Origin of the sequence: Mesorhizobium sp. M4B.F.Ca.ET.214.01.1.1, from assembly GCF_004791545.1 — a bacterium.
Taxonomy (GTDB): Bacteria; Pseudomonadota; Alphaproteobacteria; order Rhizobiales; family Rhizobiaceae; genus Mesorhizobium; species Mesorhizobium abyssinicae.
Genome location: NZ_SRUX01000010.1, coordinates 99,459 through 114,383 on the forward strand (window position 1 = coordinate 99,459; position 14,925 = coordinate 114,383).

At 61.8% G+C, this 14,925-nt stretch carries 16 protein-coding genes and 1 tRNA gene; 10 read left to right on the forward strand and 7 right to left on the reverse strand.

Features of this window, described 5'->3' with window-relative positions:
- Nucleotides 1-142 precede the first annotated feature (142 nt).
- The 3 genes from EN857_RS20410 (at nucleotide 143) to EN857_RS20420 (ending at nucleotide 2,739) form a co-directional block, all read left to right on the forward strand.
- Nucleotides 143-1,015: a S1C family serine protease gene (locus EN857_RS20410; RefSeq protein WP_127283577.1), complete on the forward strand. Its 873-nt coding sequence runs from the start codon at nucleotides 143-145 to the stop codon at nucleotides 1,013-1,015.
- A 7-nt stretch (nucleotides 1,016-1,022) separates the two neighbouring features.
- Complete coding sequence (locus tag EN857_RS20415) at nucleotides 1,023-1,685, forward strand: helix-turn-helix transcriptional regulator (RefSeq protein WP_127283578.1); 663 nt, start codon at nucleotides 1,023-1,025, stop codon at nucleotides 1,683-1,685.
- A 187-nt stretch (nucleotides 1,686-1,872) separates the two neighbouring features.
- Nucleotides 1,873-2,739 carry an NAD(P)-dependent oxidoreductase gene (locus EN857_RS20420; RefSeq protein WP_128274129.1) on the forward strand — a complete coding sequence of 289 codons (867 nt, stop codon included), beginning with the start codon at nucleotides 1,873-1,875 and terminating at the stop codon, nucleotides 2,737-2,739.
- An 18-nt stretch (nucleotides 2,740-2,757) separates the two neighbouring features.
- On the opposite strand, the gene EN857_RS20425 is transcribed toward EN857_RS20420, so the two are convergent.
- Nucleotides 2,758-3,273: a TIGR00645 family protein gene (locus tag EN857_RS20425; protein ID WP_127283575.1), complete on the reverse strand. Its 516-nt coding sequence runs from the start codon at nucleotides 3,271-3,273 to the stop codon at nucleotides 2,758-2,760.
- 309 nt (nucleotides 3,274-3,582) lie between these two features.
- Nucleotides 3,583-4,518, reverse strand: coding sequence for an OmpA family protein (locus EN857_RS35820; protein WP_245493377.1), 936 nt, complete (start codon nucleotides 4,516-4,518; stop codon nucleotides 3,583-3,585).
- Here EN857_RS35820 and EN857_RS35825 point away from each other — a divergent pair.
- The 3 genes from EN857_RS35825 (at nucleotide 4,447) to EN857_RS20440 (ending at nucleotide 7,074) form a co-directional block, all read left to right on the forward strand.
- Entirely contained in the window at nucleotides 4,447-5,874 is a 1,428-nt protein-coding gene (locus tag EN857_RS35825; protein ID WP_245493376.1) for a hypothetical protein, read from the forward strand. The genes EN857_RS35820 and EN857_RS35825 overlap by 72 nt on opposite strands.
- A gap of 101 nt (nucleotides 5,875-5,975) precedes the next feature.
- Nucleotides 5,976-6,422: a YcgN family cysteine cluster protein gene (locus EN857_RS20435; RefSeq protein WP_127283573.1), complete on the forward strand. Its 447-nt coding sequence runs from the start codon at nucleotides 5,976-5,978 to the stop codon at nucleotides 6,420-6,422.
- 298 nt (nucleotides 6,423-6,720) lie between these two features.
- Nucleotides 6,721-7,074: a hypothetical protein gene (locus EN857_RS20440; RefSeq protein ID WP_127283572.1), complete on the forward strand. Its 354-nt coding sequence runs from the start codon at nucleotides 6,721-6,723 to the stop codon at nucleotides 7,072-7,074.
- Between the two features lie 183 nt (nucleotides 7,075-7,257).
- Here EN857_RS20440 and EN857_RS20445 read toward each other — a convergent pair whose 3' ends face one another.
- The gene (locus tag EN857_RS20445; protein ID WP_128346387.1) at nucleotides 7,258-7,977 is read right to left on the reverse strand and encodes an SIMPL domain-containing protein; all 720 of its coding nucleotides are present in this window, start codon (nucleotides 7,975-7,977) and stop codon (nucleotides 7,258-7,260) included.
- 133 nt (nucleotides 7,978-8,110) lie between these two features.
- On the opposite strand from EN857_RS20445, the gene EN857_RS20450 reads away from it, so the two are divergent.
- Nucleotides 8,111-8,186 (forward strand) — tRNA-Ile (locus tag EN857_RS20450).
- 106 nt (nucleotides 8,187-8,292) lie between these two features.
- Here EN857_RS20450 and EN857_RS20455 read toward each other — a convergent pair.
- The 3 genes from EN857_RS20455 to EN857_RS20465 all read right to left on the reverse strand — a co-directional run bounded on the left by EN857_RS20455 (nucleotide 8,293) and on the right by EN857_RS20465 (nucleotide 10,029).
- On the reverse strand, nucleotides 8,293-9,483 hold the full coding sequence (locus EN857_RS20455; RefSeq protein ID WP_091595079.1) for a site-specific integrase: 1,191 nt from the start codon (nucleotides 9,481-9,483) through the stop codon (nucleotides 8,293-8,295).
- Nucleotides 9,467-9,712 (reverse strand): helix-turn-helix domain-containing protein, encoded by a 246-nt coding sequence (locus EN857_RS20460; RefSeq protein ID WP_236387255.1) that lies wholly within the window; start codon nucleotides 9,710-9,712, stop codon nucleotides 9,467-9,469. Before EN857_RS20460 ends, EN857_RS20455 begins: the two co-directional genes overlap by 17 nt.
- Before the next feature lie 65 nt (nucleotides 9,713-9,777).
- Complete coding sequence (locus EN857_RS20465) at nucleotides 9,778-10,029, reverse strand: hypothetical protein (RefSeq protein WP_091595315.1); 252 nt, start codon at nucleotides 10,027-10,029, stop codon at nucleotides 9,778-9,780.
- A gap of 1,314 nt (nucleotides 10,030-11,343) precedes the next feature.
- On the opposite strand from EN857_RS20465, the gene EN857_RS20470 reads away from it, so the two are divergent.
- The 3 genes from EN857_RS20470 (at nucleotide 11,344) to EN857_RS20480 (ending at nucleotide 13,901) form a co-directional block, all read left to right on the forward strand.
- Nucleotides 11,344-11,589, forward strand: a complete 246-nt coding sequence (locus EN857_RS20470) for a hypothetical protein (protein ID WP_126034262.1) — start codon at nucleotides 11,344-11,346, stop codon at nucleotides 11,587-11,589.
- Nucleotides 11,590-11,720: 131 nt separating this feature from the next.
- Nucleotides 11,721-12,722, forward strand: a complete 1,002-nt coding sequence (locus EN857_RS20475) for a nucleoid-associated protein (protein WP_091595086.1) — start codon at nucleotides 11,721-11,723, stop codon at nucleotides 12,720-12,722.
- A gap of 9 nt (nucleotides 12,723-12,731) precedes the next feature.
- Nucleotides 12,732-13,901, forward strand: coding sequence for a hypothetical protein (locus tag EN857_RS20480; RefSeq protein WP_091595088.1), 1,170 nt, complete (start codon nucleotides 12,732-12,734; stop codon nucleotides 13,899-13,901).
- 66 nt (nucleotides 13,902-13,967) lie between these two features.
- Here the strand turns inward: EN857_RS20480 and EN857_RS20485 are convergent, their stop codons facing one another.
- Nucleotides 13,968-14,921 (reverse strand): hypothetical protein, encoded by a 954-nt coding sequence (locus EN857_RS20485; RefSeq protein WP_135859050.1) that lies wholly within the window; start codon nucleotides 14,919-14,921, stop codon nucleotides 13,968-13,970.
- Nucleotides 14,922-14,925 lie beyond the last annotated feature (4 nt).

The window sequence follows — 14,925 nt, forward strand, 5'->3', positions numbered from 1 at the left end:
AGGATGATTATATGTGCGGAGCGGCCCGTTCGGCCGCGACCTGACCAGATGGCCAGTCGCGCGGCCGACTGGCCATGAGGCGAGTACCGGCCGGCGTCCTGTCGAGCGATATCTGGGTAATCGCAAACCCAGGAGAACAATGATGAGCGACTTCAATTTGAGCGCATTTTCCGACGCAATCGCCGATCTCGCGGCAGCGGCCGCGCCGGCGACGGCGAGCCTTGCAACCCATCATCATCGGACAGCGAGCGCCTTCCACTGGCGCGACGGCTATTTCGTCACCGCCGAGGAAGTCGTGGAGGCGGGCGAGGAGATCGAACTGACGCTGGCTTCGGGCGAGACGGTCAAGGCCGAGCTTGTCGGCCGCGATCCCTCGACCGGCGTTGCCCTGCTGAAGCCCGCCGGCGCGGCAGGCACGGCCTCACTCGCCAAGGCGGATGCGGTGCGGCCTGGTAATGTCGCCGTCGCCATCGGCAACAGCGACGGCGCAGCACTTGCCGTGTTCGGTTCGGTCGGCGAGGTCGGTCCGGCCTGGCGCTCGATGCGCGGCGGGACGATCGACCGGCGCATCAATCTCGCCGTCAACGCCGGCTCACGCTTCGAGGGTGGACCCGTGCTCGATGCCAGGGGCGGGCTGATCGGCATGCTCCTGTTCGGGCCGCGCCGGCGGGCACTGGTCATGCCTTACGAGACGATCGAGCGGGCGGTGGCGACGCTGCGCGAGAAGGGGCACGTCGCACGCGGTTATCTCGGCGCCGGCCTGCATCCGGTCCACAACAGCGACACCCACGGCGCGATGGTGATGAGCCTCGACGACAACGGTCCGGCCAAGGCCGCCGGCCTGCATCTCGGCGACATAATCGTGGCATGGAACGGCGAAGCGGTGCAGGGTCCGCGTGACCTGATCCGCAAGCTCGGACCGGACAGCGCCGGGGCGTCGGTGACGCTCGGCGTCGTGCGCGGCGGCGAGGCGCGCGATGTTGCCGTGACCATCGGCGAGAAGCCGCTGAGCTGAGGGCATGATGGCGGTCGCGGCGATAGCAAACCACAGGAAGGCGGATCAGGCCGCCGCGGAGCGGCGGCTGACCGTGCTGATCGCGCTCGGCAACGCCGCGCGGGCCGAGCAACTGTCCGAGGCGCTCGCCGCAACCGGCGATCTGCTGCCGGTCATGGCCGGGAACCGATCAGGACAGGCCGTGGATGTCGCCATCATCGACGAGGATGGCCTGGAGGGCAGGGCGATCGATGCTGCGCTGCCCAGGGTGCTGCTGTCGCGGCGTCCCGGCCATGAACAGCCCGCCGACAGCGTGCTTGCCGTGCTGCCCGCTTCGTCCGACGAATTGCTGATCGCCGCTGCCGCGCGGCTTGCAGCCGCCGGCTACCGCATTTCGGGCTCTGACCGGCCGCTGACCGGTCGGCACGACGACCTCTCCTTCCATGACGGCGACCCGTTCGAAGAGGAGCCGGGAGACACGAACGCTGCCCGGCCAACGCTTTCGCCGCGCGAGGCGGAAGTGCTGGCGCTGCTTGCCGAAGGCGCGCCCAACAAGGTGATCGCCCGGCGCCTCGGCATTTCCGTGCACACGGCGAAGTTCCATGTCGCGGCGATCCTGATCAAGCTCGGCGCCGCCAATCGCACCGATGCGATCGCCATTGCCATGCGGCAGGGACTGGTTCTGGTCTGAGGGCCTATTGATATTCCGGTGAGGCCGGCCTGCGAATGGTGGCGTCCTGCGCTTCCGGTGCTCACGCCTGGCCTCGTTTCTGGACCCGACGCAGCGTAACCCGCTCGCGGCGGGTCGGGCCTTGCGCTCTGGTCGCCTGCCGCGCAAAGGTTCGCGCCTGCGATGTAGTCAAGGAAGCGGAGGAAAGATGTCGCTCAAGGGAAAGACGCTGTTCATCTCCGGCGGGTCGCGTGGCATCGGGCTGGCGATCGCGCTGCGCGCGGCGCGCGACGGCGCCAATGTGACGATCGCCGCCAAGACCGCCGAGCCGCATCCGAAGCTGCCGGGCACGATCTACACCGCTGCCGAGGAGATCGAGCAGGCCGGCGGCAAGGCGCTGCCGGTGCTCTGCGACATACGCGAGGAGGCGCAGGTCGCCGAGGCAGTCGTGAGAACCGTCGAGCGGTTCGGCGGCATCGACATCTGCGTCAACAACGCCAGCGCCGTCCAGCTCACCGGCACGCTGGAGACCGACATGAAGCGCTACGATCTGATGCACCAGATCAACACGCGCGGCACTTTCCTGGTTTCCAAAATGTGCATTCCGCACCTGAAGTTGGCAAAGAACCCTCACATCCTGAATCTGGCGCCGCCGCTCGACATGAAGGCCAAATGGTTCAAGAACCATGTCGCCTACACAATGGCCAAGTTCGGCATGTCGATGTGCACGCTGGGCATGAGCGCGGAGTTCGCCAGGGACGGCATCGCCGTCAACTCGCTGTGGCCGATCTCGACCATCGACACAGCCGCGGTACGCAACCTGCTCGGCGGCGCGGCAGTGGCGGCGATGAGCCGTTCGCCCGACATCATGGCCGACGCCGCGCATGCGATCTTCCTGCGCCCGTCGCGCGAGGCGACCGGCAATTTCTACATCGACGAGGAGGTGCTGCGCGCCGAGGGCGTCAGCGATTTTTCCGTCTACGCGCCCGGCGCGACAGGGCCTCTCGCCGGCGACTTCTTCGTGCCGGACGAGGTGTTTGCCCGCACGGAAAGCAAGATCAAAACCATCTACTGAGGGGCAGCGGGCGAGGCCTCAGTCCTCAACCTTCTTGCCTTTGGCCAAACCCATCAGCCGGTCGATATAGGCCAGCATCAGCGCCGAGAGGACGAAGGCGAGGTGGATGATGGTCAGCCACATCAGCTGGTCTGTCGTGTAGGAGACGGAATTCAGGAAGACCTGCAGCAGGTGGATCGACGAGATGGCGACGATGGTCGAGGCCACCTTGACCTTGAGCGAGCCGACATCGATCGTTCCCAGCCAGTGCACCTTGCCGTCATTCTCGTCGAAGCGGCTGACGAAATTCTCGTAGCCGGAGATGATCACCATCACCACCAGCGAGGCGACCAGGGCGGCGTCAATCAGGCCGAGCATCTTCAGGATCGTATCGGTGTCGCCGAGCGTCAGGGCGTTGAAAGCGAACTCGTAGAGCTTCTTGCCGAACGACACCGCGTAGATGGCGAGCGCAAGGCCGAGCCCGATATAGAAGACGACCAGCAGCCAGCGCGTGGCGAGAATGATCGATTCGATGGCGAGTTCGAGGCGTTTCATGCGCTGTTCCGCTCCTGCTTTCAGTGGCGTTTTTTCAGGCAACCCGCAGTTGTTTGCAAGGCCAAAACAAAACCCCGCCGGAAGGGACCGGCGGGGCTCATGTGTCCCGCTGGAGTCGGGACAGGGCAGGGAACGCCCTGTCGAGAATCTGGGTACATCAATCCGACAATTCAATGAAGCCGGCCGAATCGGGGCTCAATTCTCCTTGAGCGTCAAACCCGTGGCGCGTTGCCCATCCCGGCCAAACCGGGATGGGCTCCTGTTGTCACCCTGATTCCAGAAGCCGTCTTATGCTTCTGGAACAGCTCGTTAATTCTCGCTGCTGGCCACCGGCGCCACCAGCGAGGTGATGCGGCGGATGGCGACGCGGCGGTTCTCACGGTTCGGCCCTGAGGTGTCGACCTTGAGATACTCCTCGCCATAGCCCTGCGTGGTCAGGTTCTCGGGCGGGATGCCGAAGGCGTTGGTAAGCGCCTCGGCGACCGCTTCGGCGCGCCGATCCGACAGAGCGAGGTTCGCTTCCGGCGTGCCGACGGCGTCGGTGTGGCCTTCGATCAGGAAGGTCTCGGCCGGGTTCTTCTTCAGCAGCTTCTCCATGGCGTTGGCGACGCCGTCGAGCTTCTGCACCTCCTCATCGGAGATCGAGGCCGAACCGAACTCGAAGTTCAGCGTGTCAAGGTCGACGCGGCGGGCGATGTCGCGCACACGGGCCGAGCGCTTGACCTCGTCGATCGAGTAGAGGCGCTGGACCTTCTCCACCGGCGGCTGCTCGAGGAAGGTGTAGTAGTCGCCTTCATCCTCGACATCCTCCGAATCCAGGATGTAGTCCCGGCGCGGGATGTTGAGCCGCATCGGCGGCAGGTCGTCGCCGGGATCGCGCCAGTCGCCATCGTCCTCATAGTTCCGTTCGTCGACATAGCTCAGGATATATTCGCGCCCTTCCGGCGTGATGCGCGAGCGCTGGATGACGTCGCCGTAACGATTGCGGATGGTGACGATCTGAATGCCGTTGTCGCGTTCGACGATTTCGCGCCTGCGACCGCCCGAGAGGTCCTCGTAGTAGACATTCCTAGCGCCGCGGTGCATGCGTGGGGCGTCGTTGCTTTCGACGATCGTCTGGTTGTTGAACTGCAGGATGACACGATCGCCGAGTTCCCTGAGGACGTTGACGCCTTGCGGGCGCTGGCGGTCGCGGACGTTCTCATCGGGCGCTACCTCGACGCGTTTGCCCTTTTCCTCCGTCACCGGAACGATCTTCTCGGGCTTGATCTCTTGCTGGGCCGACTTGTCGTCGGTGGGCGGGGGTCCCTGGTCGACCGGAGCCGGCTTCGGTGCCTGCGCCTGCTCGCCATTCTGCTGGGCGGGCTGGTTGCTCAGCTCACCATTCGCATTCTCGCCTCCCTGTTGGCCGTTTTGGTTCTTGCCCTTGCGTTTGCGCAGGACATCCTTCTGGCTGTCGAGGATGGGGGCCGCGTTCTTGTCAGCCTGGGCTTCGCCCTCGGCCGCCGGATTTTCGCCCTGTGCCGGCTGTTCGCCAGTCACGGTCTGCCCGCCATTGGCTGGTTGTTCGGCCGTCGATGGCTGCTGTTCTCCAGTGGCCGGCTGCTCGCCCGTCACCGGCTGTTCGCCAATGGTCTTCTTGCCGCGCTTTTTCTTGTCCAGAGGCTGATCGCCCTGGGCGGGAGCCGCCTGCTGCTCTGTGGGCTGAGGAAGCGGTTCGGCCTGCGGGACAGGTTCGCCGGCGGGTGCCGCCTGTTTGGCCGGCGCCTGCTCGGCGGGCGCAGCCTCTATCTGCTGATCCTGCTTGCGCTTCTTCTTGCGCAGGTTGTCCTGGCGGTTGTTGTCGTTTGCCGGGGCGACCTGTTCGGCCGGCTGCTCGGCGGGTGCTGCCTCGATCTGCTGCTGGTCGCGCTTTTTCCTGCGCGGCTTGATCGGCTGCTCGTCATTTGCCGGAGCTGCCTGCTCGGCGGGCTGTTCGGCAGGCGCGGCCTCGATCTGCTGTTGCAGTTCGCGCTTCTTCTTGCGCGGCATGACCGGCTGCTCGTCGTTTGCCGGAGCTGCCTGCTCAGCTGGCTGCTCGGCCGGTGCCGCTTCGATCTGCTGTTGCTGGTTGCGCTTCTTCCTGCGCGGCTGCTGCTCTTCGACGGCAGGTGCTGCCTGTTCGGCCGGCGCCTGTTCCGTTTGCTGCTGTTGCTGTTCGGCCTTGCGCTTGCGCGGCTTCTGTTCCTGCTCGGGAGCGGCCTGCTCGGCCGGCGCGGATTCGGTTTGCTGCTGCTGCTCGCGCTTCTTTTTCTTGGGCTGTTCCGGTTCAGCCTGCTGGTTCTGCGCGCAGGCCTCGGCCGATTCGCCCTCGGCGCAGCTCGCTTGCGCCAGAATCAATGGCGCTGCGGCATGCTGCGCGGGGCCGAAAACGGCACCACCCTGCAGCGGGTACGCGCCCAACGGCGCGGATGCCATCAACAGGCCGATCGCCGTGCCTGCCAGAATCCGTGGTTGGCGTTTCATCTCAAATTCTCCTTATGGGGTCCCATCCCTGCCCAAACTTGCATCATCCGGATTGGTTCCGGCGCATGGGCATTAGCGGCAACGAAGGACGATTGACCGGCGTTTTGAAGGCAACTTCGTGTTTTTCATATGATGCATGTCTCATTTATGCCACTGCCGCGCTTGACCTCGGCGCCGGCCGGGGCCACATCCGCGCAATGGGTGCGCCATTCTGGAAAACCAAGACGCTCGAGGCGATGACGCCGGCCGAGTGGGAATCGCTTTGCGACGGCTGCGGCAAATGCTGTCTGTCGAAGCTGGAGGACGAGGATACCGGCGAAATCTACTGGACGAGCGTCGGTTGCCGGCTGTTCGACGCCGAAAGCTGCCGCTGTGCCGACTATGCCAACAGGCTGGCGCGGGTTCCGGACTGTGTCGGGCTGACGCCGCAGAATGTGCGCACCATCCGCTGGCTGCCCAGGACCTGCGCCTATAGGTTGATCGCGGAGGGGCATGACCTCTACTGGTGGCACAGGCTGGTTTCGGGAAGCGCCGAAACCGTGCACGAGGCCGGCATCTCGATCCGCGGACGGGTCAAGGCCAGCGAGACCGACCTTGCCGGGCCGGACGACTATTTCGACTATATGCTCGACGACGAACCCTGACGGGTTCGCTGACGAACCCTGATGGTTCGCATCTTGATGACGAACCCGGATGGTTTGCATCTTGACCGGCCTTGAACCGATTTTCGCCGCAAACCGGTAGGAAATACCACGCGCCGGAGCGGCCTCGGCCGGAACCGGCGGGGCCGTGGGGCGTTTGGGGTCCGGCCGCCCGCAACCGATGACTTGCCAGATGAACCGAAGATGAATGGACGGTTCGCAGACAGTTCAGACAGGCAGGCGCATTCTCGCACCATCGGTTCACCAGACGGGCGAGAGCCCTCAACAAGGAGAGAAGACAATGCTCAACACCATCAAGACGGCAGCCCTTTCGGCGCTTGTCGGCCTCGGCGCGCTTACCGCCATCCCCGCCGCCCATGCTGACAGCCTCTACCTCGGCTTCGGCAACAACCAGGATCCGCGCTTCGGCGTCTATAGCGGTGACGACGACGATGGCTATCGCCGTGATCGCGAGTGGCGCCGCCGCGGCTGTTCGCCGGACCGCGCGCTGGACAAGGCCGAGCGCATGGGCCTGCACCGCGTCCGCATCGTCGACATCGACCGCCGCACGGTCAAGGTCGCTGGCCGCCAGTACGGCGATCGCGTGGTGGTGGTATTCGCCAATGTGCGCGGCTGCCCGATCATCTATCGCTGAGGAACACAAGCCGGCCCCGGCTTGAACGCCTAGCAGAGCCCCTTTCCGCCAGGGCGGAAGGGTGCGGCTCAAGAAGAACCCCGGAGGACTGGTCCTCCGGGGTTTTTCATGCGCGGCAGGCGCCGGTCGCAACCGGCCGGATCCTGCGTCCGGCCCCGCCGGCGCAGGCCGGCCGGACCACGCTCACTTCAGTTCGAAGGTGACGGTGACCTGCACGGCGTAAGAATTCTCGCCCGCCTGCACCGGGACCGACGCGCCCGCGGCATCGAAGGCCTTGGCGTTGATCGGCATCGGCGGCGGCGCGATGTTCTGGTCGGTGATCTCCAGGACCCGCCCCAGGTTGACCCTGGCGGCGTCGGCAAGCGTCTTGGCTTTGGCCATGGCATCGGCGACCGCCTTCTTGCGAGCCTCGGTGACGGCGGCGGACGGGTCTTCGTTGGAGAAGGTGATGCCACCGCCCTGGTTGACACCGAGCGACACCGCCTTGTCGAGGATGTCGCCGGTCTTGTCGATGTCACGGATGCGCACCGAAAGCGTGTTGGTCACCTGGTAGGCGACCAGTTCGGCCTCCTGGCTGCCGTCCGGCTTGTTGGTGTAGTTGTAGCGCGGATTGATCTGGATGCCCGCCGTCTGCAGGTCGCGGTCCTTGATGCCGGACGACTTCATCGCCGCGATTACCGCCGCCATGGCGTCGTTGTTGGCGTCGAGCGCGGCGCGCGCGGTCTTGGCCTCGCGCATGACGCTGAGCGTCAACAGCGCGAGATCGGGGGCGACGGTCGCCTGGCCTTCGCCCGACACGACGATGCGGGGCGTGGCTTGCGAATCGGCGGCGCCAGCCACCGCCGGGAAGGCGATGGCGGCAGCAAGCGCCAGCGGCATGAGGGGCAAAAGATGTCTGGTCATGAAAATCTCCTCGGTCTGCGAACCAGTCGCATCTGGCAACTAGAGCGCGAATATGGGCTGATTTGGGCGATCGCTGCCAGCCCGCCCGGAAAGCCTTGTGCCGATGAGGGAAAAACACTAAGCCAGCCGCGTGGGGCCTGTAGCTCAATGGTTAGAGCCGGCGGCTCATAACCGCTTGGTTGGGGGTTCGAGTCCCTCCGGGCCCACCATAACCATTGTTTTTATTCACAAAAAGTGCCCTCGGCCCAAAACGTTTTGGGCCCATTATGGGCCCAAAGCAGGACCGTGGTCCCGGTTTGTTCCGACTCGATTTGATTATCTGACGATGCGGAGGTTTGCCCGCCGCTTCATGGCGTCGCGTTTGGCCTCGCGCTCGTTGATGGCACGAGCAATATCAACCGCGATCCGCTTCTTATTGGCCTCACGCACATACTCATCTGTTACCGTCATGGAGGAATGACCCATCGCCTCCATGATGGCGCGCGCCTGGATGTTGCATTCAGCGAGGTAGGTGCCGAAGGTGCGGCGCAGGCCATGAAGCGTGTAGCCGCTTGGAATTCCCGCCTGCCGCGTCCAGTGCTGCATCATGCCGGTCAGGCTCTTTTCCGAGAATGACCTGCCATAGGCGTTCTTTAAGACCGTGCCGCCTCTCGAGCGATCGAGCAGGTCCAAGGCCGTTGCTAGTTTGTCTACGACTGGAATGAACATCTCCCGCCCGCCATGGCGGTTGCGGTTCTTCTTCTGGCGGAAATCAAAGGCCTCGATTAGCACCAGCGAGCCGTCGAACAGTTCGATCTCTTCGGTTAAAAGATCGTCCCACTCAAGAGCAGCGATATCGCCGCGCCGATTTCCAAGCCAGAACCCCAGTGCATAGCAGGTGCGCGCGGCTGTACCGATGGGGTGTCGCTCCTCGAACTTTTCGCGCATCGCAATTGGCCAAGCTGGGTTCTTGGTCGATTTGGGCACCCGCACGCGGATAGATAGCGACGGATCATCCTGCGGCTTGATCCATTTTTCGACATCGGTCGCGACCCATAGAAGCTTCTTGATGGCGACCAACGTGTGTTTGGCGACTGTGCGGTTCGTCCTGAAGATGCCTTCAATGATGGCGCGAAGCCGATCCGCGTCGAGATGTTCAACAGGAGTATTGCGCCAGGTGAGTGGGTAGTTGGGATCGACCGGCAGGTTGAGAAAACGCTCAATCAGTCGCGCATTCTTCTGCTGCGTGGCTTCATCAAAGCCCAACCACTCCATTGTCGTTTCAAGCCGGCGCGCGGCATGACCAAAGGTTTTTGGCAGTGCCCGACCGGGCAAATCGACGATAACTGCCTTCTTGCCTTGACCCTGCGTGGCCTTCTCGTAAGCCGCCTCGAACTCGGGATCGCCGGGCTTACCGGGAAGGCGGATTTCAGGCATGCCCTTTGCGCGGTAGCGATAGATTAGCTTGCCGTTCTTGAGGCGCGAAGATACCCCAGGGTAACGGGCATCCTTAAATGGCCGAGCCATCAAATGCTCCTTTCAGTCCGGGGGACCCTTTCAGACTCGCCCGTAGCGAAAGGGTTTTGCTTTTGATGGCAACGCGCAGGAGCACCGGGTAACGAAACCCTCTTCCTTGCTCTATGCCTTCAAAGGTGCGCCTCGGTATTCCCAGTACCTTGGCCGCGGCTTCGGCAGTAAACCCTTCCTTTGCCCGCCATGCTTTCACGTCTTGCGCAAGTTTCTCATTCTCGTTCACATCATGCCTTCCGCACGGGCTATCATCGTACTACGCCTGCAGCGTATACGCAACGAGCGTAGTTGCTATCTTTTTTCCACGCCCCGTTTGCTTCGTTCCAACAGCTCTTGAAGGCCGCTGTCTTTGTCCGGCAACGAGGTGAAAGCGATATCCAAGGCTACACGATCCCAGACAGCGCGGCTATTGATGCGCTTGGGCTTTGGCATACGCCCATCGGCAACCATCTCGTCAAAAAGCGTCGATCCGACACCGATGTAACGAGCTGCTTCCTCACGAGATAGCCCTCGTGGGGGATACGAGATTGCGTCACTCTTCATGGACGCTGCCTCGGTCCTGATACTCCGGGCGGGTTGGTGTCGAAGCACAAAGCCGCATCCTAGTTGCCATTTCGCTGCGAGCAGATCGTGTTGGGCTAAAATAAGAAGAGCCTCGTTAAGCGGAAGCGGCCTGACTAGCTCGTGCGGCGTAAACTGGTAGCAACGTGTGGACTGTGGATCACGGGAGGAGAGCGTTTCTAAGCGGACTCGTGGGGCAAGTCGGTGGACGGCTACATTGCATTGTGCACGACCGGGGCTAACCACCTGCGACATCCCGCTGGCCCTCTTGCGCACCCTCCCTCAGTGTCGAAATCGGAGCCGTTATCCCGAGGACCGTCGAAAAACCGCCGTCGCAGAGTTGCCACTCTTTGGTGCTGAAACCGATATTTCTAATCATATCGGTTTTAACTCATCGCTCAAACTTTAGATGGAGCAAGGCAATTTCGGCTCGTCGATCGAAGTCGACGAGGGCGCCGCACAACGATTGGCAGCTTTGCGCCAGGAGTGGCGATCAGCGAGCCACTACTCAGACGTCCCGTTTGGGCCGACAGTAGGCGGTCGGGTCTTGGCGAATGAAGATACGAAAGCAGCCGGTCACCGACGTGCTTCGCATGGCGTCCGGCTTCTCTGTTAGGATGTGTTTGAAAGACGATCGCTGCATGGTCCAAGTTTCGCCCTCGACACCAGCTCTCGATCTGGACATTAAGAAAAGTCCGCAGTGTTCGGAAGAATTCCGAACTCTACGGCCGCATCGTCAACGACATTGCGCCTGATCTGATGAGAGACAGGTACACTTTCAAGGACTTGTCGGATTTCGAATACAGGGCTCGCGACGAATCGATCGGGCGGGCGTACATGGGGCACATCTATTGGACGGAGATGCTGTACCGGGCGCATATGGCTTCGGTCGCATCGGTGTTCCGTACGTCCAGGTGGATCAAGGTGGCGGTCCGCGAACATGAGGCGGGAAGTCTATATGGCTGCGCGTCGGCGTGTAGAAGCCTGATCGAATCCGCAGGCGATATAAACCACAGCCTGGGACCAGTGGCCCGGACGCTCGCCTACAACAAGGATGCGATACGAGCCGAGATTTCGGGTCAGGCTGGGGAGCCCATGCTGTCCGCTAAGGAGTTGGAAGACACGCTGATACACTTCACGCGTGCCCGGAAGGTGCTGAAGACCGAAAAGACACCGGCAGTCGCAAGGCGATGCAGACCTTCCAGTACGTCGACCACGTGGATGGAATGAAGATTCCCGGCATAAAGCCGTTCCTACGCGAAACTTTGCGAGATCGGTCACCCGGCTGCCGACTCCGTGTCGGTGACCTTCGTTGCCAATGCCGGAGCCTGGATCGTAGACCCCGGCAACGAGATCGTCGTTCTCAAGGCGTTGCTCGCTGAACGGCAAGATACTCTCTCGGGCGTGCTAATGGCGTCGTTCAATGCCCCGCTCTTAATCCTAAGAACCCTTCACGCGTTCGATCTTTTCACGAGGCTGCGTAAGTACCATTTCGATGAAATTCCTGAGTGGAAGAAGATCCAAACCGCGCTGCGATCGTAGGCCATGAGCGGATCGAAAGACGTTCCGCCTTTCGACACGCATGGCGTGGATATTCGGTCTGCTAATCCTTCGAACACTTGCGTTCGGGCCCTCACGTCTCGCATAACTGCCATCACGAGGGGGAGGATTCGATGGTCGAGCAGGTCATTCAGGTCGCGGTGCACGACCTGAAGAGGAATTCCGAGAGTTTTGAAACGGTGTCGGGTAACGCGCACCTCAAGGTCTCGGAAACGGTGGAGCGCGTGGTCGGCGAGCTGCACGCCATGTATGCGAGCCGCGCCTCGAAGTCTCACGGGCGCTTCGCGGCAAGCTCCGACAACTATCCGGCACAGACCTATCTTGACGAGTTCCGGAAGGGCGACTTCAAGGACTTCGCCACGCTCACGGCCAAGCTGATGACGACACTGACCGTTCAGGCGCGCCGAAAGCCCGGGGCGACGGGCGGTCACGTCCTTTTCGCGCATCTCGAGAAGGACGAGCAACGGTTTCTGCTAGTGGCGATCATCAACGACAAGCTCGGTGCGGCGCTCACCAAAAGCTTTGACATCGCGTCAGTCGAACACCTCGACCTCGACGGCTTCCGCTTCGCCGGCCGGATCAACATGACGGCATGGACTAACTCGGCGGACCGTTACATCGGCTTCCTAAAGGGCAAGGGGAACGTCGCCGAGTACTTCAAGGAGTTCCTCGGTTGCGACAGCACCGTTCAGGACCTCGAGGATACCAGGACACTGGTGCGCGTGCTGAACGGTTTCGCCGAGCCGGCGAAGGGCTTCGTGAAGGACAAGCAAGCTTTCCTGCAGAAGGCGTACGACATCTGCCAGCGATACATCCGGGACAACGAGCCTTTGGATCTCGAGACATTCTCCAACGAGCTCTTTCCAGAGAACCCGAAAGAACTCGCCAAATCGCTCGGAGATCCGGATGTCGGACTTGGCGACGGCTTCGTTCCGAAGAAGCGAGCGCTGTCGCCGATGGTGAAGTTCTCCGCGAAGACGCGGCTCTGGTCGGTCGAATTCAATCGGCAAGCCCTTACCGACGGCAAGATCGTCTATAACGACGACAAGAAGACCCTGACCTTCACGGAACTCCCTCCCGACCTGATCGAAAGACTGGAACACGATCAGGAGTAGCGTAGCCTCATGATCACGTTCGACCAGCTGATAGCACTCTACCGCAACACGGAGTTCTCGAAAGATGGCTCCGCGGGAAAGTTGACGGTCCGCGATTACAGCATTGTGGAAACGCTGAAGCAGATTGAAAGCGATGAGAAGGCTTTCGACGACGCGGCATTCACGGTCGACTCAGCGTCGGCGGTCGTCATAGGCGCGACAGTTAGCGTCGAAATCGGCGCTCCACGCACAGGACTTGGCTTCCTCGCGCTCACCCTCGACCGGCTGCTCGAGAACCGTCGCAACCGCATAGCCGAGCCGGAGCGCTATTACCTGATCGAGGAGAGGTTCGCCTACAACGATACCGTCGTTCCCGACGCCGTCGCGCGCTACCGGAACGCATTGCGCCTGGTCCGCACCTTAAAAGAGGCGGCTGCGTTTCTCGACCCGTACCAGGCGGAGATGCTGTTCCTCGGCTCGATCCGGCTGATGGTCCGTGTAGACTTCAGGTCATCGGACCTTGTCTCCGTAAACTCCATACTGGTCGACGAGTTCGAGAACTTCGTCATGCAGAAGGTGCACAAGGACCAGAAGGCTGCGATCGTTGCTACCACGCTCATCGAGACGTGTCGCACCCATCCCGAAGGCGAGCGCTTCAGGTACCTTCTTCGACACTTTCGGGACTTCGTCACAAAGTGCGAGGACAGCTATAGGCTGTTCGCGTCGGAGTTCTCGTACGACAAGATCCGGGGGAAGGCGGAAGAGGCCATCGCGGACTACACCGGTAAGATCCATAAGACATTCCATGACATCCAGAACCAGATAATGGGCATTCCCGTCGCGAGTGTGATCATCGCCACGCAGCTCAAGCCCGCAACTCAATGCGACGTGAATTTCTGGGCAAACCTCGCCATCTCGCTCGGTGCAACGCTGTTCGTTGCCCTCCTGGCGTTTGCCATCGTCAACCAGCTGCTGACGCTGTCGACGATAGACGACGATCTGACCCGACAGAAGACCAAGCTGAAGGGCGATTACTCGGTCGTCGCCGCGGAGTTCCTCCCTCTTTATCGCAAGCTGGAAAACCGGATTACACTTCACCGATTCGTCCTTGGCATCATCCTTGTCGTCTGCGGGCTCGGGGCGCTACTCACCTGGCGCATTTATTTCCAGCTGACAACTCTGATGCCGTGGGCGTGCTGAGAGCGCCGTTCGGGTCACGCCATAGAAGCGAGATTCGTTCGATTGGGGCACTATGGGCCATGTGGTTCACTCGAACGGACTGCCCGCTTTCGGTGAAGGCAAACTCTGCCTGAACGGCCGATTAGAGGCGCGGTGCTGCCGGACAACTTGGCGTGGCCGCGACACGCAAGGTGAGGTTTTTGGGGCGCCTCCCTCATGCGCGCGCTTGGAAGGCTTCGTCTTGAAATACAGCCAGTTGAGAAACGCGTCGGCGTCCGTGAAATCAGCGCCACCGATGCGCCTCCGCAGCGCGTCGATGGTAGCGCACAATTGCGTGTATCGTTCGGCCGACAGCGTTGCGACAGTTGGACTTCGAGGCGCGCCAATGCCGATCGCCGCTAGGGCGCCGGAGGTATTGCCGTTGAAGACAGCGTACCGCTTCGGGGCGAAGGTGCAGAGAATCGCCGTGATCATATTCACGCCCACGCCAGGAATACCGAGCGCTAGCTGACGCATCTGCTCGTAACCCCGTTCTGGCGCGAGTTTGGCTGCCTTCCTGCCCGCGGCGAACAGTGTGATCGTCTTCTTGGGATGATCGAGTGCCGCCGACCCTCGTCGATGAATGTCGCCGGAATGCCAGAGATGTTGATAAGGCTCTCTTGAAGAAATCAGATTGCTTAGATTCTCTGCGAAGACGCTCCTCATTTCCTTCGAAATCCTCGGCGCGTTGCCGAGATCCGCGATCAATTGCTGAACCTTCAATGCCTTGTCCCGATCGGTCCGGCGCTTCGCCAGCGCGGAACGTTCGGTCTTGTCTGCGCGGTACTGGCGGAGGAAGCCATTCAAGCGCCGCAGATCGAACTGTGCGGCGAAGTTGTCTTCGAGCTCTTTCTCAAGTTTGCGTCGCAATCGCTCGGCGTCTTTGTGTCGCGAGGCATATTGCCCAAGCACCAGGTCATCGAGTTCTTGGAAGCTGCCGCTCTCACGAAAATCGGCAAAGGTGACTTTCAGATCCGACGACAGTTGTTCGTCCGAGTTCACGGTC

Excerpts from the sequence above, each read along its gene's own strand:
- EN857_RS20410 (WP_127283577.1), top strand. The coding sequence starts at position 143 with ATGAGCGACTTCAATTTGAGCGCATTTTCCGACGCAATCGCCGATCTC.
- EN857_RS20415 (WP_127283578.1), top strand. The coding sequence starts at position 1,023 with ATGGCGGTCGCGGCGATAGCAAACCACAGGAAGGCGGATCAGGCCGCC.
- EN857_RS20420 (WP_128274129.1), top strand. The coding sequence starts at position 1,873 with ATGTCGCTCAAGGGAAAGACGCTGTTCATCTCCGGCGGGTCGCGTGGC.
- EN857_RS20425 (WP_127283575.1), bottom strand. The coding sequence starts at position 3,273 with ATGAAACGCCTCGAACTCGCCATCGAATCGATCATTCTCGCCACGCGC.
- EN857_RS20435 (WP_127283573.1), top strand. The coding sequence starts at position 5,976 with ATGGGTGCGCCATTCTGGAAAACCAAGACGCTCGAGGCGATGACGCCG.
- EN857_RS20440 (WP_127283572.1), top strand. The coding sequence starts at position 6,721 with ATGCTCAACACCATCAAGACGGCAGCCCTTTCGGCGCTTGTCGGCCTC.
- EN857_RS20445 (WP_128346387.1), bottom strand. The coding sequence starts at position 7,977 with ATGACCAGACATCTTTTGCCCCTCATGCCGCTGGCGCTTGCTGCCGCC.
- EN857_RS20455 (WP_091595079.1), bottom strand. The coding sequence starts at position 9,483 with ATGGCTCGGCCATTTAAGGATGCCCGTTACCCTGGGGTATCTTCGCGC.
- EN857_RS20465 (WP_091595315.1), bottom strand. The coding sequence starts at position 10,029 with ATGAAGAGTGACGCAATCTCGTATCCCCCACGAGGGCTATCTCGTGAG.
- EN857_RS20475 (WP_091595086.1), top strand. The coding sequence starts at position 11,721 with ATGGTCGAGCAGGTCATTCAGGTCGCGGTGCACGACCTGAAGAGGAAT.
- EN857_RS20480 (WP_091595088.1), top strand. The coding sequence starts at position 12,732 with ATGATCACGTTCGACCAGCTGATAGCACTCTACCGCAACACGGAGTTC.